At 38.4% G+C, this 18,308-nt stretch carries 17 protein-coding genes, 1 tRNA gene and 1 pseudogene; 10 read left to right on the forward strand and 9 right to left on the reverse strand.

Annotation, left to right across the window (positions count from 1 at the left end):
- Positions 1 to 171: 171 nt before the first annotated feature.
- Both ACFIKI_RS07325 and ACFIKI_RS07330 read left to right on the forward strand, forming a co-directional pair.
- A pseudogene (locus tag ACFIKI_RS07325) lies at positions 172 to 597 on the forward strand (nuclease); the annotation flags it as partial.
- Positions 598 to 1,133: 536 nt separating this feature from the next.
- Positions 1,134 to 1,844, forward strand: a complete 711-nt coding sequence (locus ACFIKI_RS07330) for a helix-turn-helix domain-containing protein (RefSeq protein WP_375666577.1) — start codon at positions 1,134 to 1,136, stop codon at positions 1,842 to 1,844.
- A 403-nt stretch (positions 1,845 to 2,247) separates the two neighbouring features.
- On the opposite strand, the gene ACFIKI_RS07335 is transcribed toward ACFIKI_RS07330, so the two are convergent.
- Complete coding sequence (locus ACFIKI_RS07335) at positions 2,248 to 2,685, reverse strand: hypothetical protein (RefSeq protein ID WP_375666578.1); 438 nt, start codon at positions 2,683 to 2,685, stop codon at positions 2,248 to 2,250.
- 3 nt (positions 2,686 to 2,688) lie between these two features.
- Positions 2,689 to 3,027: a YqjD family protein gene (locus ACFIKI_RS07340; protein WP_375666580.1), complete on the reverse strand. Its 339-nt coding sequence runs from the start codon at positions 3,025 to 3,027 to the stop codon at positions 2,689 to 2,691.
- A gap of 1,089 nt (positions 3,028 to 4,116) precedes the next feature.
- Between ACFIKI_RS07340 and ACFIKI_RS07345 the strand changes: the two genes are divergently transcribed.
- From ACFIKI_RS07345 to ACFIKI_RS07355, 3 genes are all read left to right on the forward strand, one after another.
- Positions 4,117 to 4,992, forward strand: coding sequence for a MotA/TolQ/ExbB proton channel family protein (locus ACFIKI_RS07345; protein WP_375666581.1), 876 nt, complete (start codon positions 4,117 to 4,119; stop codon positions 4,990 to 4,992).
- Complete coding sequence (locus ACFIKI_RS07350; protein ID WP_375666582.1) at positions 4,989 to 5,519, forward strand: biopolymer transporter ExbD; 531 nt, start codon at positions 4,989 to 4,991, stop codon at positions 5,517 to 5,519. Before ACFIKI_RS07345 ends, ACFIKI_RS07350 begins: the two co-directional genes overlap by 4 nt.
- 94 nt (positions 5,520 to 5,613) lie before the next feature.
- On the forward strand, positions 5,614 to 5,772 hold the full coding sequence (locus tag ACFIKI_RS07355) for a hypothetical protein (protein ID WP_375666583.1): 159 nt from the start codon (positions 5,614 to 5,616) through the stop codon (positions 5,770 to 5,772).
- A 474-nt stretch (positions 5,773 to 6,246) separates the two neighbouring features.
- Here the strand turns inward: ACFIKI_RS07355 and dut are convergent, their stop codons facing one another.
- The 5 genes from dut to ACFIKI_RS07380 form a co-directional block, all read right to left on the reverse strand.
- Positions 6,247 to 6,777, reverse strand: coding sequence for a dUTP diphosphatase (gene dut, locus ACFIKI_RS07360; protein WP_375666584.1), 531 nt, complete (start codon positions 6,775 to 6,777; stop codon positions 6,247 to 6,249).
- 231 nt (positions 6,778 to 7,008) lie between these two features.
- Positions 7,009 to 7,824, reverse strand: coding sequence for a VIT1/CCC1 transporter family protein (locus tag ACFIKI_RS07365; RefSeq protein WP_375666585.1), 816 nt, complete (start codon positions 7,822 to 7,824; stop codon positions 7,009 to 7,011).
- A 774-nt stretch (positions 7,825 to 8,598) separates the two neighbouring features.
- Complete coding sequence (locus ACFIKI_RS07370) at positions 8,599 to 9,171, reverse strand: disulfide bond formation protein B (RefSeq protein WP_375666586.1); 573 nt, start codon at positions 9,169 to 9,171, stop codon at positions 8,599 to 8,601.
- 12 nt (positions 9,172 to 9,183) lie between these two features.
- Positions 9,184 to 9,789 (reverse strand): YqaA family protein, encoded by a 606-nt coding sequence (locus tag ACFIKI_RS07375; RefSeq protein WP_375666587.1) that lies wholly within the window; start codon positions 9,787 to 9,789, stop codon positions 9,184 to 9,186.
- A 73-nt stretch (positions 9,790 to 9,862) separates the two neighbouring features.
- Entirely contained in the window at positions 9,863 to 10,021 is a 159-nt protein-coding gene (locus ACFIKI_RS07380) for a hypothetical protein (RefSeq protein ID WP_375666588.1), read from the reverse strand.
- Here ACFIKI_RS07380 and ACFIKI_RS07385 point away from each other — a divergent pair.
- Positions 9,985 to 10,069 (forward strand) — tRNA-Leu (locus ACFIKI_RS07385). The genes ACFIKI_RS07380 and ACFIKI_RS07385 overlap by 37 nt on opposite strands.
- A 240-nt stretch (positions 10,070 to 10,309) precedes the next feature.
- Positions 10,310 to 10,897, forward strand: coding sequence for a tyrosine-type recombinase/integrase (locus tag ACFIKI_RS07390; protein ID WP_375666615.1), 588 nt, complete (start codon positions 10,310 to 10,312; stop codon positions 10,895 to 10,897).
- 1,546 nt (positions 10,898 to 12,443) lie between these two features.
- Here the strand turns inward: ACFIKI_RS07390 and ACFIKI_RS07395 are convergent.
- On the reverse strand, positions 12,444 to 13,349 hold the full coding sequence (locus ACFIKI_RS07395) for an outer membrane protein (RefSeq protein WP_375666589.1): 906 nt from the start codon (positions 13,347 to 13,349) through the stop codon (positions 12,444 to 12,446).
- 621 nt (positions 13,350 to 13,970) lie between these two features.
- On the opposite strand from ACFIKI_RS07395, the gene ACFIKI_RS07400 reads away from it, so the two are divergent.
- Positions 13,971 to 14,198, forward strand: a complete 228-nt coding sequence (locus tag ACFIKI_RS07400) for a hypothetical protein (protein WP_375666590.1) — start codon at positions 13,971 to 13,973, stop codon at positions 14,196 to 14,198.
- Positions 14,199 to 14,772: 574 nt separating this feature from the next.
- On the opposite strand, the gene fumC is transcribed toward ACFIKI_RS07400, so the two are convergent.
- Complete coding sequence (fumC, locus tag ACFIKI_RS07405; RefSeq protein WP_375666591.1) at positions 14,773 to 16,161, reverse strand: class II fumarate hydratase; 1,389 nt, start codon at positions 16,159 to 16,161, stop codon at positions 14,773 to 14,775.
- 240 nt (positions 16,162 to 16,401) lie between these two features.
- Between fumC and groES the strand changes: the two genes are divergently transcribed.
- Both groES and groL read left to right on the forward strand, forming a co-directional pair.
- On the forward strand, positions 16,402 to 16,698 hold the full coding sequence (gene groES / locus ACFIKI_RS07410) for a co-chaperone GroES (RefSeq protein WP_005774667.1): 297 nt from the start codon (positions 16,402 to 16,404) through the stop codon (positions 16,696 to 16,698).
- 59 nt (positions 16,699 to 16,757) lie between these two features.
- Positions 16,758 to 18,308: chaperonin GroEL (gene groL / locus ACFIKI_RS07415; protein WP_375666592.1), on the forward strand; the 1,551-nt coding region annotated here is incomplete at its 3' end.

The following is an 18,308-nucleotide window of genomic DNA, read 5'->3' on the forward strand; positions in this document are numbered from 1 at the left end:
ACTCCTTTCTTCTATAGTTTTTACCCACACGCCAGCCCCACTTGTGGTGTGCAAGCAAGTGATTTTGATTGATTCAAGATATACAGATTTGAAATGAGAGAATTTTACGTTATTCGAGGGTCTAATTCAATATGAATAACGCTAGATTATCATTATAAATCAATGTCTTGAACGCTTATAGATGATGGATGGAGAAAAAAGATCGTTCGTGATTTTCGACTATATGGGGTGGAATCTTGTGAAATGAGGCAGTTTGCCTCACGCAACGGAGTTAAGTGGCCTTGCGGTGCTTTTGTCACGGCATGGCTTGTTTCAAAAACAATCGATAAAAAGGTTACTTGTCGCCAAGCACGTGTCATTCAACAGGTTCATTATGCACAATGTTTTGTTGACGGAGTTGATCTGGCACGGTTGGGGCTGGCAGTAGGGTTGATGGTCTTGACAAAAGATCAGCATCATTTTCCATCCCCAGCAGACTATAAAAACTTACAATCTGTTGCTCAAAAAACACAAAACGGTTTATGGTCAAGCCAATTTCAACAACCAGAGGATTGGCGAAGAGATCACGGAAGCTATAATCCCATTGACCATTATTGATAAAGCGTTCTCTTAAGCGCTATTTAATGAAGACAATATTCTACTGCGCGCCTAACAGGTAAAAGTTGACCACAATCCACACAGTCTTTGGTGGACAACGCTCGTTATGGAAATTTGTTGTGTTTAAAATATCCTATAGGTTGTTTACTACAGCGCTATTTAGGAGCGCGTTCCTTTCCTATACGTCATTTCGTTTCGCTGTTGTGATAGGCTATATTGAAAAAAACAGTTGTTTGAAATATTTACCATATTGAAAATATTTTTTTTAATATACGTTTTACCTTGACACGCTTTTTTCAAAGCTATGAGTTATTTCAATAAAGGGAGATACAATGGCAAAAAAATAAAAACCCTACCGCATTAACAGAAGGGCTTTTAAAAATATCCCAGATATAACCAGACATTAAACTGAGATCTCCAAAAAAATCAACTGATCTCTACTTTAATGTATCTGAAAATATTCTGCAAGAGAAATTTTGTAGAAATGGGATGTTTTTATCGTTTTTTTGCCTCCAAATAGAGAGGTTTTAAAAACTATGGTTAATAAAATACCCGGAAGAAAGTTAAGTGCGCATCATATAGAATATAGAAAATTAGCTGAAACTGCTGAAATGGGCTCGGTAAGTCGTAGTCAATTGATTGGTCTGGTTAAAAACATGAAAAAAACTGGTCTTATTAAAAAAACTGAATGCGAACTTCTTCTTGAGTTGTTGGATACAGCTCCAAAAGATTCATTTGAAAAAGGGGGATTCCCTATTGTTTTCAAAAGTAATAAACGACTGAGTTATGAAATTAAACGAAGTGAATCACGTGTTAGTTTTTTGCTTTCACGCCTTTATGATGGTGGTTTCATTGTTATGCGGGATTCTGCTAATTATAAACGCTATGTAGTGCGTAATCGTGATGATAATATCGTAACAGCTTGCGGTGTTGATTTACGTATTCTTGTTGCTCGATATCATGAACTTAAACAAAAAGTTGATGAAGTCTTGGAGGCTCAGGACAAACAGAAGCAGGCTTTGCATTATTTCAAAGGGTTGGTACGACAGATTAAAGTCTCTTACGCATCAATTGAATCGACACCACTTACATCATTGCTTTTTTCTAGAATGCAAAAAATTACCGATATTGTTGGAAAACCAGCAAAAGCTTCGGTTGAAAAACTGCACAAAGCAATAGGTCTTTTGGAGTGGATTTTAGAAAGATTTTTTAAGCAAAAATCATCAAAAAAAGATACACATACGTAATACAACCCTTAAATTAAATAGTAATTGTAACAAAAATGAATATTCAAATTCTCATGAAAACAATCAAAACAGAGATACAATCGAAAACTGCAAAGAAATAGCTTATGAAAGGATAGAGAAAAGCAAAACTGAAAATGCATTACCTTCAAAAAACAGCAAATCGCCCCCAATTAAACCAGAATTTTTAACGCAAGCTTTGCCTAATGTTGCTATGTTCATGAAACATGGGTTGCAATCTGAAAGAGATTTAATCGGGTCCATGGAGTTTTTAGCTACAATGAAGGGCATTGCTTCTCATGCCGTTGAAGAATTTATTTAAAGAGACGAGAAAAGAAAAAATGTGCTTTCTTTTTTATAAAGAAAGCACTTTGGGAGGGTAGAGAACAGCTTTACATATTTTAATTTAAAAAGCGGTTTTTTTATCTTTTTTCCACAGAAAATAAGTTGCAAGCCCGAGGAGGGGGATACTCAATTTGGCAAAAGGAAGATGTTGACTCAGAGCCGCAAGGCTGGAAACGGTTGCATCCGTCATTAGTTTGTGGCGTTGTTCTTCTGTCTTTTTTTGTTGGTCATAGCGTTGATAAGCTTTGAGTACACGGCTGATAATAAGACCTAATACTGCAAGAAAAAGCCAAATTAAAAACATTATGCTGGCGGCAATAACAGGCTTCATAACAGAACATAACGCGATAAAACCAATGATACATAAAAAAAACAAAGACATGAAGAATGAAATGCCAATAAACCCACAGCAAATCGCTTGAAGGCGTACTTGCTTGACAGTGCTTTTAAGCCCTCCGCCGATAAGATGATTTAAAAGAGGAGCGATAAACTTATGCATTGCTTAACGACGCAGCAAATGAGAAAGAATAAAACCAACGCCCGCTGCAAACAAAACGCTTTTGCCAGGATTTTTGCGAACGCATTGATTCATGGTTTGTTCAAGATCACTGATTGTGTCTTTTGCTTGAGACATTATGTCTTCTCCACTTTCTTTCGCTGAGTGATACAGTTTTTCCGCTTTGTCTTTGGCAGTGTTGAATTTGTTTGTCCCAAGATTTGTCAATGTTGAGGTAATCTCTGAAATTTCATTGCGTAACTTTTCTAATTGTCCCTGTAGGTCTCTTTGTAAGTCTTTTTCTGCGGCTGTTTTATTGGGCTGCATTGTTTTATTCGTGGCCATGATGTTTTTTTCCTCTCTTGATTCATTATATTTGTATTGGACATTTGTATCGGTGTGTTCATAGTGATCATTTGCATTGGAGTGAAAATTTTCACTGCTTGGATAACGCCAAAAGTTTTTTTTAGTTCCCTTCATTTTGTTCAATTTAAAATGTTTTTGATAAAATAAATCTCGTCTATAAGATATGTCCTGTTCGTAAAAGGATTTCATCTGTTGAAAATTGTCTTATGTTGTTGAAGGAATTCAGCTATCATGCTCCAGCTTCTGGTGGGGCGGTTTTTATATAAAAGTTTTTTTAAGTGTGTTGAGGTTTATTTTTTAGGCTTGTGAAAGGTAAAAAACATGGTTGTTGCGCTTTTGCAGCAGAAGTGAAGTAATGCCATTTTTATGCTTTTTTATACTGTTGAAGCAGAGAAGAGAAATAATATTGCTGCTCTATTTTCTCTCTCTATATTTGAGCTATGCATTTGAGATCTAGACGAGTATCCTTATTATATTGGGATTCGTTTTAAATATTACGATAGGCCTTTTTAAAAAGATTATGGACATTTTTTAATTTGCGATATGGGGCGTTTCAACGCACTGGTTTTTAGAGATATGAATATCCTTTTCTTCAAGCGTTTTATGGCATTTTTGCTGTTGATCTCATGAAAGCGAATATTTTGTTGAATGCAAAAGAGAGGAAAAGAAGCGGGCGATATCAGGGGGCATTCAACAGGAATGATGATCAATTATTCATATAAATCAATGTGTTGTAAGTAGAAATATGATGCGTTATTCTTGTAAACTAAAATATTATATGTGATACTTCTTGAAAGTCTATCATTTTGCCAAATTTATGCAATAAATTGATCTGGTAAGATAAACTTGTTGAATTGTTAGAGAAAAATTTCTTGAGTGCTTTCTTTAGAATACTAGAATAAGAGAGAATTCGTGGAATAAAACTATACTTGATTTCTCAAGTTTTCTTTCTTAAGAAGAATGCGAAAGTGACGTTAAAAGGGAAGTGGCATTGTGGAAAAGTGATGCTATGCGGGATGACGATCCATCTCATAAAAAAACAAAAGACCACAAGAGTGTGAGACAGAAATGGAATCTGAAACAGTACCTTTAGATAATATGTCTGCTGTAGTGACAGTGCATGATTTTTCTCCTTTTTCTATGTTTATGGCTGCTGATTGGGTGGTGAAAGCTGTTATCATTCTTTTGTTGCTTGCTTCTCTTATGTCTTGGACAATTGCTTTTGTGAAAATTATTGAGATCACTTTAGCAAAACGAAGAGTTCGTCATGAACTTCAATTGATTCTTAACGCTCAGACTCTTACGCGTTTGGCAGCTAGCTTGAAAGAAAGCAAAGGAGCTGGTGTGTTTTTTCTCAAAGAAGTCCTTAAAGAGGTGTATCTTTCTGCACAACAGGTTCATTTTTCTGCTCCTGAAGGGATAAACGAAAGCTCTGGTGAAAAAAACAGTACAGGGGAAAGTGCACAAACGATTGAAGATATTCTCTTTTATGAGAAGAACGATCAATGTGGAGATGCTTCCCGCGATGTTAATGCGCGTGATGTTTATGAAGGCTTAAAAGAAAGGGTTCATTCGCTTTTGTCGCGCTGCTTGTTGGCTGCTACACGCCGTGTAGCATGTGGAAGCGCTGTTCTTGCAACCATTGGTGCTATTGCTCCCTTTGTTGGTCTTTTTGCAACTGTTTGGGGAATTATGAATTCTTTTATTGGGATTGCTCAGTCTCAAACAACACGACTCGATGTGGTGGCACCAGGAATTGCCGAAGCCTTATTCGCAACAGCTATTGGGCTTTTTGTGGCTATTCCCGCCGTTGTTATGTATAATAGCCTTATGCGTGCTTTGAATGGTTATCGCAGTGATTTAGGCGATATTGCGGCTGCTCTTGAAAGGCTCTTGAGCCGTGAACTTGATAGACAAAGACAACAGAAAAGTCATAAAAAATGAAAGCTAGCTTTAATAATGATTGGGAATCAGATGAAAGTGGGTTGCAGAGCGAAATCAATGTAACCCCTTTTATTGATGTTGTGCTGGTATTGCTTATTGTTTTTATGGTTGCCGCACCTTTGGCAACATCTGTCATTCCTGTTCAGCTTCCTTCTATGACTCAAACTCCTTCCGTGGAGCAGCCTGAGGAGCCTGTTTATGTTACTTTGCAAAAAGATCGTTCCCTTTACATTGCTGATCATCTTGTAGAACAAGCTGCCTTGAGGGAAACTTTGTTGAGAGAAACAAAGCAAAATTTAGAGACAAAAATTTTAATCAAAGCCGATAGCGAAATTGATTATGGTACTGTCATCGATTTATTAAATCAAATACGCATGGCTGGGTATCGTAAAATCGGTCTTGTAGGAGTGCAAAATTCTCTTAAATCTGCCTCAAGCGGTGCGGTCAATAATAAAATAACCGGGATGATAGATGGTGCTGTCGATGGAGCGGGCGGTAACGGGAAGGGCATGGAGATGCTGCGATAACAAGTCCTGCGGTAAACGCCTATATTTCTACGATGGGAGTTGTTTCTGACCCGTGATAACAAGATTGTACCGCTTTTGTTGAAAGAAACAAAGTATGTTTGTCAAAGCCGATAGCGAAATTGATTATGGTACTGTCATCGATTTATTAAATCAAATACGCATGGCTGGGTATCGTAAAATCGGTCTTGTAGGAGTGCAAAATTCTCTTAAATCTGCCTCAAGCGGTGCGGTCAATAATAAAATACCGAGATGATAGATGGTGCTGTCGATGATGCAAGTGGGTGCCATCATGCTCTTTGCATCTTTCCTGGTTTGCCAATGTTGCGATAGCCCTCATATGCGTGTTCATAAGAAGCATTTTGAGTCTTTTCTTTCATTTTTACTACTACGCTAGCTGTGCTGTAATGTGCAAGAAACATGGTTTTTATTGATTCTGTATAAACAGATTTGAAATGAGAGAAAGCTATAATATTCGGGTCTCTCATTCAATATGCAAAAACAGTGAATTATATATATAAATCAATTTGTTAACCATGGTGAGAAAAGGCAGGAGAGAAGGAAGGATGCTTGTTTAGAGGCGCGCTCATGAAAGAAACCTTGAGCGTAAATATACGCTCTTTCGGTGGTTGAAAAACTTCAAGGGGTAAAAGCCTCAAAGGATTCCAAGCGAAAATGTTGTTGGAATGCGCATGTGTTGTTTTAAAAGAAGCAGTTTTTTCAGAGCTTCTTAAGTGTGTCCCGTTGAACCAAAACCTCCTGTTCCACGGCTTTCATTATGGCTTTGGGTGTTTTGCTCTGGTTCAATGGCACAAACATTAACTTGGGATACAGGAGCGATGACTGTTTGGGCAATGCGCATTCCCCGTTGGATTGAAAAGTCCTCTTGGCCTAAATTGATAAGAAGGACTTTGACTTCACCACGGTAGTCACTATCAATCGTTCCTGGAGTGTTGAGGCATGTGATGCCGTGTTTTAAGGCTAAACCAGAGCGTGGACGTATTTGTGCTTCAAGCCCAAGTGATAAATGAAAAATGAGACCTGTTGGAATAAGTGCCCGCTGCCCAGGGGCAAGAACAAGCGTTTCTTCTTCTCCAATTGCAGCCCGTAGATCAAGACCCGCAGAACCAGCCGTTGCATAGTGAGGAAGTTCTAAACCTTGTCCGTGTGCAAGACGCTGGACAAATAAAGTCAGGGGGTGTGAAGATTGAGAAGAGACAGGATGGTTGTTTAAAGGGGCGTTGGTTTCAGTGTACGACATGATCAAGGCATTTCCAAAATATGAGGTCTAGAAGAAAATGATACTTTAACAAAAGATATCTATAAAACCAAGTCGATAAAGGTTTGTGGATATAGGTTGTCCCCAGAGCTTGGTTATCATCTCTTGCTAATCTAGAATATTCCACAACACCACCTACCATCATCAATGATGACTTATGCCTAGGGGTATACGCTTATTTGAGATCTAAATTATGTTTACAGATAAGATTTTTTAGATACTACCGATAAGAATACCCGTGGCAAAAACCAGAGCACCACCAATGATGACCTGTAAAGAGGCGCGCCAAAAGGGAGTGGACATGTATTTGTTCTGAATCCAGACGATGGCGCCTAGTTCGAAAAAAACAATGATAAAAGCAATAATTGTTGCTACATAAAAAGAGTTGATCAAATAGGGAAGCGTATGGCCTAAACCTCCTAATGTGGTCATAATGCCGCTGGCAAGGCCTCTTTTTAATGGCGAACCACGCCCTGATAATTTTCCGTCATCATGGGCTGCTTCTGTAAAACCCATTGAAAGCCCTGCACCAATTGAAGCTGAGAGCCCTATCAAAAAAGTTTGATGCGTGTCTCCTGTGGCAAAAGCTGCGGCAAAAATGGGGGCAAGGGTGGAGACAGAGCCGTCCATTAACCCTGCAAGACCTGGTTGAATCCAAGTCAAAAGTGTTTGTCTTTGTGTTTTCGTGGGCTTTTTTATGGTGTGATTTGCCGTTGTTGTTTTGGGGACGGAATGGCTGCTCTTGCTTTTGCTTTTTGTAAAAGAAGTTTGGTCACATAATGGACCGATAGTGTTTGCACGATTATGGCAAGAAAGGCATGAAAGTTGCTTATAATTTTTAAGCTCTTGGATACCCATGGCGGCAAAAATCGCCGCTTCCTTAGAAGAATAAGGTTCTAGAGCTTTTGCATATTTTAAATAGAGTGCTGCATGGTGCTCTTTTGCTGTGAGTGCTTGAATCATCTTTGTTTGTGCTGAACGAAAGAACAGAGCTTTACGTTGTACAAATGAAAAAAACGATTTCAACATTTTCTGTTCCTTTGCACTTTAGAATAATTCTAAAACATAAGAAAAATAAACCGAAAGTCAATCTAAAAGTTAAAAACTGAAAAATGACAAAAAGGTTGCAAAGGTTTCATTGAGAAAAAATGTTGGAAAATCAAGAAAGCAAAAGAAATTTGTTAAAAAGAGTGGTCTTATGAAAGAATGGAAAGGCAATGCGCTTGATTTTGCTCATTGTTTTGATTTTGCTCATTGTTTTGATTTTGCTCAAGGGGCGTTCCAATGAAGGATTCCAATGGGGGGCAATGTCGTGCTAGGGTTATTGTGGCTAGAGAAGGTATGGAAAGGAATAAGCCAACATCATCATGCATTTTGCATTTTTCTCGTTCAAAATGCTGTAATTTGGGAAGTTGAGAGGATTTCTTGAAAAGGCATTTATTTCTTTTTTCAATCGTTTATTCATATGTGATCCCTGCTTCTGATGTGCAAGAGATATGGTTTTGTTTGACTTCAATGTAAATAGATGTGAAAGGAAAAAATCTTACAATTACAATATTGGAATTGCACATTTACTGTGTAATACGATGTAAATATTGACGGTGTAGACATCTACGGTGTGGAATGACAAATTACCATTTTAAATAAAGGCGTTGTTAAATAATACGGCTAAATTGCGCTGGGTGTTAGCGGATGTGGGAGAGAGGACCAGAATGCTGCTGGAGAAAGCTGTAAGAATTTTATGCTGAGGTATTAGGGGCTTTGAAGAGAAGGAGGATAGGCGGTTTTGCTTTTGTTTTTAAGTTATGGCTTTTTATGACCTGAAAGAATTCCTTTTGAAGCAATATAGAAGCTCATAAGTGTGAAAAATAGACTAGCAATGACATTCCAACCGGCAAATGAGAGAAAAAGAAAGCGTGTGGATGCTTCAGAACAAGAAGGAGGATGAATGTTGTTTAGTTGGTTAAGCAGCTGGTTAACGTCAGAGGTTTTTCTCACTGCGTTTGAACCACAACTGAGGGGCGCTTCCCAAAAGCCATATTCAACACCTGCATGATAAATGGCTAAAACAAGGCTGATGCTCATTAAGATGAAAACACATAAAAATAAAAGTTGTATCCAAGAAGACAGGCGAAAAAAATATGCTCCAAAACCCGCTAAGAGCAAAAATGGTATGGCACCGTAATAGGGAAAACGCTCTATGAGACATAAATCACAAGGAAGATAGCCTCCAAAATATTCAAAACTAAGAGCAGTACCTATTGTGGCGGATAAGCAAAGGGTGAGAAAAAAAGCCCAGAAACATTGTTCTTTTTTGCTGGGTTCAAGGTGAAGGTGCTTGTTTAAAAATGGGTGAGAAGACAAAAGGCATGCCATTCAGTCTGTTCCTTATAAAAGCTGCTTGTTTAAAAAAGCGATGAAAACCCCATAAATTAAAAGGAGACTAACAAAACCAATAAGAATAATCCATTTGAAATGCTGTAATAGAAAATTCATTGCTTTTTGACCATAATGTTTAATAAGCCACGCTAGAAGATAAAAACGGGCGCCTCGGGAAAAAATACAAATAAGAATGAAAAGTTCAAGATGCACATTCATGACACCAGCCAAAATTGTGACAATCTTGATGGGAGGAAGATGTAAAAAACCTGATGTGATCAGTAAAATGATTAGAAATTGCAGGGTTGCATTGTTTTTCAGAGATTCAAAATTTTCAACTCTACCGTAAAATTCTAAAATGGGTTTGGCAAGGGTGTCATAGGCAAAATGTCCTATAAACCAACCGGCAATTCCGCCTAAAACGGAACAGATCGTTGCAAGAAAAGCATAGCGATAAACCCGCTTGGGATGAATGAGGAGCATCGGAATGTATAAAACATCTATGGGAATTGGAAAAACAGAACTTTCAATAAAGGCAATGAAACCAAGCCAGTGTGGTGCTGTACGCCGATTTGCTAAAGAAATCGTCCAAAGCTTTAATTTGTTTAGTATCATGTGGTTGGTTATAAATTTAAGAGGTAAAGACTTTACAAATAAGGTTTCTATAAATTCTAGTAGAGAAAATATTTCATAAAACAAATAAGAAAATGATACGAATTTTTAAAAAATGAGAAGTCTGGTGTTGACGAATCTGTTCTTCTTCATATAGTGCAGAAGGATAATCGACCAGACTGTCTTTTATAGTAATGTGCGGGTGTGGTGGAACTGGTAGACGCGCCAGACTCAAAATCTGGTTCCGAGAGGAGTGTCGGTTCGAGTCCGACCACCCGCACCAGTTATGGATTTTATACAATATCAGATTTTCTACACTATCATTTGATGTTGTTGTTTTTCTTATTTTATTGTTTTTATTTAATTAATTGTCTTTTATGTACGACCTTGATATCTGATGAATCTGTCAAAAACGCAGTTCAAAAGGTGATTAGGAAAACAAGAATACGTAATAGATTATCCGCCTTATCTGTAAAAAAATTGACCTAAAGGTAAATATGCGGATGAAGCTGGATTATGGCTTATTAAAACAACGCAGAATCAAGGACGTTGGGTTTTTCGATTCGATTTCAATAAAAAACGTCGTGAAATGGGATTAGGCTCTTGTCGCGTTGTATCTTTAAAAGAAGCAAGGCTTAAGGCTACAACTTGTCGTGATCTTTTAAACCAAGGTATTGACCCGATTCGTAAAAGGAAAAATGAAAAATTACGGCGGGCCGTTGATCATATTTCTTTAAGAGAAGTTGTTTTAAGCGCTTTTGAAGCCAAGAAAAGTGAATTGAAGAATGAAGGAAAAGCAGCAAGGTGGTTAACACCGCTTACATTGCATGTTTTTCCTAAGCTTGGAGATATAGCAATTACTGAATTGACGCAGATTGATATAAAAGAATGCTTATCCCCTATTTGGAAAACCAAAAACGAAACAGCAAGTAAGGCTTTATCGCGTTTGAATATTGCTATAAAACATGCCGCAGCACGTGGCATAGATGTGGATATGCAATTGGTACAAAAAGCAACAGCTCTATTGGGAAAATTTATTCAAAATGTTCAAAATATTCCGGCTATGCCATGGAAAGAAATTCCAGCTTTATTTATCGTTATTCAAACTTAAATTAGAACCCCGGATAACGTAAGATTCTCTCATTTCAAATCTGTTTATCTTAAATCAAGCAAAATCACTTACTGGAGCGTGATAAGCGGGGAGAGCCCCGTGGCATGAAACGCTACAAGAAATGACTAAAAATGGCTCTTATGAACCGCCTCAAGTGCCAAGAGGGCTGTTCATTTTGGGGGGAAAAGTGTGTGATGGTGCCCGGCTTGCTCCTTTACAAGCGTAAAGATGGGGAGCTCTATAAGTTTTATATACTTCACGGGGGCTTTATCTTTATACCATCCGGAAAGGGCTTGCCCGTAGCGCTTTGCAAGTGATGCATATGCGTGGCAAACCAAGAGCAACTCAATTCCATAAGAAAACGAACTGTTTACAAAGCGTGTGGGGTTTAGAATCTCTATCCTTTGAAGGAGGGAAGGAAAATCAACGCTTGTGACCCTATAAAACGAATCCTATAAGGAAAAAAGAGATGAATTTACACGGAAAAAATCGGATTATTTATGGGTTCATGGGAAGCTTTACTTTTTAGATGTGAAGAGGCGGTTACTATTCTTTATTTTCGCTATTCGAAGTGCTGTTATCTTTTTTTACTGAATGGGTCGTCTTTTCAATAGAGGTTTTCTTTTGCAAAAGTGTGCAAATATGCAAAGTGTGAAAGTATAAGTGGAAGGCGGATTGGATAAAATACCAAAGAGTATATTTGTTATCTTGTTTCGTTATCTTATAAAGTCAAGCGCGAGAAGTCGTTAGTGTTTAGAAAAAACTGGGTTGCTTATGGGGTAATGGGAGCGCTTTATTTTTTAGATGTGAAGAGGCGGTTGAAAAATTAACCCATGAAACAATCTTTTATTTTATGCTGTTGTTACGTTATCATCTTCATATGAAGCTCTCATTTAAATGTGTGGTATCCGTATTTTTAATATCTCTTATAAGTGCTCTCATTGATTTTATGATTAAGGGTATCCAATTTGATGTAAAAGCTTTCGTGAAGTGTATAAAAGCTTTATGAAGAAGCAAGCCGGCATCATTACACACTTTGCTAGCTTGTGGGTGTTGCGGACCAACCTTTGGCACTTGAGACGCTTCATTATAGGCATTTTTATTCCTTGCTTAATATAATTTTTACTTACACTGCCCACCCGCTTGTGATGTGCAAGTAAGTGATTTTGATTGATTCAACATGGAACAGATTTGAAATGAGAGAATCTTACGTGATAAATCAATCTATTGTAGCTCTTATATTCCAATTGCATTCCATGAAATGGTCAGAGGATAGGAACGCGCTTTAAGAAAAGCTGGATTGTTTCGTGACCATTTGTCGTTTAGCACTTAAAATGAAAGAGAGGTTTTCGATGACTATCAAACAAATCGTTAAAGAAGAGTGCTATTGCACAAAAGAAGCTTGAAAAGCTGTAAATTCACCATCACTCACAGATGAAGAATTGGCACACTGGTTTTAAGAATCTTTGTCGTTTAGGAGGGAGGGAGACATAAGAAAACCCTGTTTTTAACAGGGTTTTTAACAGTTCAATTTTTTTACCAGACATTAGAATTTATAAGCAATGCCAAGGCGAAAATTATGCATTTTTGAGGTAATTTTAAGTTTATCGTTTGCAAATTTCTGTTTTGAAAAATCTAAATAACGATATTCTGTACGCAGAATGATATTATCGGTTACTGCAACATCAAAACCACCACCAACAGTGTAACCAATCATTGTTTTTGCCTCATCTAATACATTGCCAGAAGCAAATATTGCCAAATCTTCTTCATCTTCTTGCGATTTTGATAAAAGTGACATGATATATTGCATCCGTGTATAGGCTATACCCCCTGCAATATAAGGCATAAATCGATGGGAAGCAAAACCAATACGTGCGCGCGCGGCACCAGCCCATTTTTCTTTCAATGTTACACTGCTTATAACAATGTCACCATAGTTTGGTATCGTTTCATCCTGAGCGGCAGGTTTTCTAATAGGAATCCCTGCTTCTTTAAAGGCAATGTTAATGGAGTCTAATTCTTCTTCTTTTAGAATTCTCTTTCCATTGTCCGTTTGAGTGTTTTTCCTACCAGACCAAACCATGTCCGTTTCAACACTGAAAACAAGGTGATTTCCCAGATCAATATTAGAACCAGCATAAATACCTCCTCTCAATCCTGAGGGTTTGGGTGATAAATTCCTATCAACCCAAGTCCATTTTCCACCCTGCGCTTCTTGTGCATAATTTAAAGTGTTTTTACTGGAAAAATATCCAATTTGTCCTCCAAAATAAAAACCAGACCAAGAAAAAGGTGCAGAAATAGTCACTGGTGAGATATATGGCGATGAAATATTTGACAATGAGACATCCGGCTTTGGTTGCTTAAAGATTACCGTATCCGCTGCTTGCGCTGTTGAAGCGGTAATGAAAGTAAAAATAGATAGTGTAATTAAACGTTTTGTGTTCATAAACATCCCCAATTCATTTAAAATGTGTATCGCATTATATATAAATTGGTTAAAAAAATCTATATTTAATATCATTATGAAAAAATAAAATATTCTAAAAATCTATGATTACGCAACTTTAAGAATCTTTTCAAACTTGTGTGTTATGTAATTGTCTTCATACAAGATAGACACGTTCGTTATTCAGATTTTTGATGTATTTCTTCAGTGTTCTCTGTGTTTTAGAAAACATTATGCTATAGCGAAGAAGCTTTTAGTTTGTTTTAAAAATCATTATTTTGCTATACAAAAATACTTTTTATTGTATATTTTATAAATATAATATCCATTATGATTGATATCTTTGTGCCTAATAAATTAATATTAAAAAAATGCATGTGAACACCACACATTTTTTCTTTGTCCGTTTCCAATATTGCGCTAGTCCCTAGCTTTGGAAAGAAGGCATGATCTTATTTCTTTGTTTAATCGTTTTGTATCTACAGGTTCCTCTTGTTTGTGATGCTCAAGCGAAGAGTCTTTATTGATTCAAAGCAATAGAATAAAAAGAGATGAAGTGGGAGAGTCTTATTGTTCATAAGGCTTCTCATGCATCATGTAAAGTGATCAACGATCCTTCGTTTGCTTAAGCCGGAATGTGGACCAGAGCCTAAAAACCGAATGTCGTTGGCAATTTTAAAGAAATCAACTTTAAAGAAATCAATGCATATATGCAGGCTTTTGTGGAAATATGCAGGCTTTATGGAAATGGGCGATGGCTCTATGATGGGCTGGGGCTTCAAATTTACCGCACGCCGTTTTAAAGAGATCCTTAAGGATATCTATGACGAGAGCGTTGATTGTTTTTAGTAAAGGCAACGTTGAAACTTTGGGGGGGGGAGTATCTTGTTCCGACAGCTGTTTTTCCTTGAGCGAGAATCGGATTGTGGACCAAAGACTAGAGCCTAAAATGAATGCTGTAAATAATCATAATCGGGGTGCAAACGCCCCGATGTTTTGACAAAAAGTTTGTTTTAAGAAGTTTTCATCTTCTTTAGTGGGGTATTGGGGGGCAATGCGTTGATTTATAATGATCGTTTAGCGTTATAAATCAATATATTTTGCGATTTAAAAGTCGTAAAGCTGAATTAAAATTAAAAGGTGATGGAATTAAAAGATGATGACAAGGCTTTAGGATTGCTCCTTCCCTTTATGGCTTTATATTCTCCCTCCATTAGGATTAGGCAGCATTCCCGTTTTGGAAGGTTACCCAAACAGAGACACGCAATACACGCGTCTCTATTGGGCATATAAAAGCTGAAACATGCAATAGCAGAGAAAATATTAAAACCGCTTTAATCTTTGTCTTTGTTTCAAACATGCTGCTGCATGGGGGCTAGCTGTTGAGTTATAAGCAATAACAAAAGCATGTGCTCTCTTCTTACTATTGTGGAGCAATCATCTTTTTGGGATCAACCAACCGATCATAATCCTCTACAAAAACGCCTGCTTTTAATGCTTCGGTGCGCAAAGTTGTATCATTTTTATGCGCTGCTTTGGCAATTTCAGCAGCTTTTTCATAGCCAATTTCTGGTGCAAGAGCTGTGACTAACATGAGTGAGCGCTCCATGAGCGAGTGAATATGAACACGATTGGCCCGTAATCCTTGAATGCAATGCATATCAAAAGAACGCATGCAATCACCAAGAAGGGTAATTGATTGTAAAACGTTATAGCCAATAACAGGTTTATAAACGTTGAGTTCAAAATGTCCTTGGCTTGCGGCAAAGGTTACGCTGGTATGATTCCCAAAGACTTGGCAAGAAACCATGGTCATGGCTTCACACTGGGTGGGGTTGACTTTACCGGGCATAATAGAAGAGCCAGGTTCATTTTCAGGAAGACTGAGTTCTCCTAAACCGGAACGTGGACCAGAGCCTAAAAACCGAATGTCATTAGCAATTTTAAACAAATCAGCAGCTAAGGCATTCAGGCTTCCGTGGAAATGCGCAAGGGCGCCATGATGGGCAAGTGCTTCAAATTTATTGCTGGCAGTTTGGAACGTTATTTCTGTGAGAGTGCTTACTGTTTGCGCAAAAGCAACGTCAAAACCTTTGGGGGCATTCAGTCCTGTGCCAACAGCCGTACCACCTTGAGCAAGCATTTGGACATCGGTTAGAGCATTTTCAATGCGCTGAAGATTGGCTTCTAATGCGGCACGATAGCCTGAAAATTCTTGCCCTAAGGTTAAAGGGGTTGCATCTTGGGTATGGGTGCGGCCGATTTTAATGATGTCTGCAAATTCTTGCTCTTTTTGTTTTAATGTCGCAATAAGAGCTTCAAGGATTGGCAGTAAGTGTTGGCGTGTTTGCAACGTGGTGGCAATGTGAAGCGCCGTGGGAAAGGAATCGTTCGATGATTGACTCATATTGACATGGTCATTGGGATGAACGGGTTTTTTGCTTCCAAGCTTTCCTCCCAAAATCTTACTAGCACGATTAGCAATGACTTCATTGACATTCATATTGCTTTGTGTGCCTGAACCTGTTTGCCAGACGGAGAGTGGAAAATGCGTATCAAAATCGCCAGCCAGCACTTCATCAGCGGCGGCAATAATTGCTTTTCCAATATTTTCTGGTAGTTTGCCTTTGTCCATATTTACAAGTGCGGCAGCTTTTTTTACAAGGCTTAAGGCGTAAATGATGGTAAGAGGCTGCTTTTCACTGCCAATATTAAAATTATGCAGAGAACGTTCAGTTTGTGCGCCCCAATAACGATCTTGACGGACCGAAATCGTTCCAAAGCTATCCGTTTCCTGACGTGTTTCAACCATGATAAGATCCTTTTTTGTTCACAGGTTCGTAAAAATTTAAATAACGCGAAATGGGAATAAGAGGCAAGACTTTGAAGGCTTCTTTGAGAGAAATTTTTTATGGCTATTTTTTTATGGTTATTCTTGACATTGCGTAATGCCGATTTTATATCTTAGACAATGTTAGCACTCACGTGAAGAGAGTGCTAACAAGAACTTTTAAGATTAATGCAATTATGTTCAGTTTTAAGGATTTAAAACATGGCTAATATACAATTCCGCCCACTTCACGACCGTGTCGTTGTCCGTCGGGTTGAATCTGAAAATAAAACAGCTGGTGGGATCATCATCCCTGATACAGCAAAAGAAAAACCTCAAGAAGGCGAAGTGATTGCTGTTGGCAATGGCGCTCTGGATGATAATGGAAAGCGCGTGCCGTTAGAAGTCAAAACAGGAGACCGTATTTTGTTTGGAAAATGGTCTGGAACTGAAGTCAAGATTAATGGGGAAGATCTCCTCATCATGAAAGAATCTGATATTATGGGAATTATGGGCTAATTGAAGCGCTTAGTTTTTCATTGTGTACTATTTTGAAAAAAACTCCAAGGAGAAATTAAATGGCTGCTAAAGAAGTCAAATTTGGCCGTGATGCGCGTGAGCGTTTGTTGCGCGGTGTCGACATTCTTGCTAATGCTGTGAAGGTGACACTCGGCCCTAAAGGTCGCAATGTGGTGATTGATAAATCATTCGGTGCGCCTCGCATCACAAAAGATGGTGTATCCGTTGCAAAAGAAATCGAACTGGAAGATAAGTTCGAAAATATGGGTGCGCAAATGTTGCGCGAAGTTGCTTCTAAAACCAATGATGTTGCCGGTGATGGAACAACAACAGCAACTGTTTTGGGACAGGCTATTGTGCAAGAAGGTGTTAAAGCCGTTGCTGCTGGTATGAACCCAATGGATTTGAAGCGTGGAATTGATGCTGCTGTTGAAGAAGTGGTGGCAAACCTCTTCAAAAAAGCTAAAAAAATTCAAACTTCTGCAGAAATTGCACAGGTGGGAACAATTTCCGCCAATGGTGCTGCTGAAATCGGTAAAATGATCGCTGATGCTATGGAAAAAGTGGGCAATGAAGGCGTCATTACCGTGGAAGAAGCTAAAACCGCTGAAACGGAATTGGAAGTCGTGGAAGGAATGCAATTTGACCGCGGGTATCTTTCCCCTTATTTTGTCACAAATGCTGAGAAAATGGTCGCTGATCTCGATGATCCTTACATTCTCATTCATGAAAAGAAATTGTCTAATTTGCAATCCTTACTTCCTGTGCTTGAAGCTGTTGTTCAGTCTGGAAAACCACTTCTCATTATCGCTGAAGATGTGGAAGGTGAAGCTTTGGCAACGCTCGTGGTTAACAAACTGCGCGGTGGTTTGAAAATTGCTGCTGTAAAAGCTCCTGGATTTGGTGATCGCCGTAAAGCAATGCTGGAAGATATTGCTATCTTGACATCTGGACAGGTTATTTCTGAAGATGTGGGCATTAAACTTGAAAATGTCACTTTGGATATGCTTGGACGTGCAAAGAAAGTGAATATTTCTAAAGAAAATACCACCATTATTGATGGTGCTGGACAAAAAGCTGAAATTACTGCTCGCGTCAATCAAATCAAGGCTCAGATCGAAGAAACAACTTCTGACTATGACCGTGAGAAATTGCAAGAAAGACTTGCTAAACTCGCTGGTGGTGTTGCTGTTATCCGTGTGGGTGGTGCAACAGAAGTTGAAGTGAAAGAAAAGAAAGACCGTGTTGATGATGCTTTGAATGCAACACGTGCTGCTGTTGAAGAAGGTATTGTTGCTGGTGGTGGTACCGCATTGTTGCGTGCAGCAAATGCGTTGACTGTTAAGGGAAGTAATCCTGACCAAGAAGCGGGTATTAGTATCGTTCGTCGTGCTCTACAAGCTCCAGCGCGCCAAATCGCAACCAATGCTGGTGAAGAAGCCGCTATTATTGTGGGCAAAGTGCTGGAAAATAATGCTGACACTTATGGTTACAATACCGCAACCGGTGAATTTGGTGATTTGATTGCTTTGGGAATTGTTGATCCCGTGAAAGTTGTGCGTTCTGCTCTTCAGAATGCGGCTTCAATTGCGAGCCTTCTGATCACAACA

It is taken from the genome of Bartonella sp. TT121SHDZB (genome assembly GCF_042193415.1).
Taxonomy (GTDB): domain Bacteria; phylum Pseudomonadota; class Alphaproteobacteria; order Rhizobiales; family Rhizobiaceae; genus Bartonella.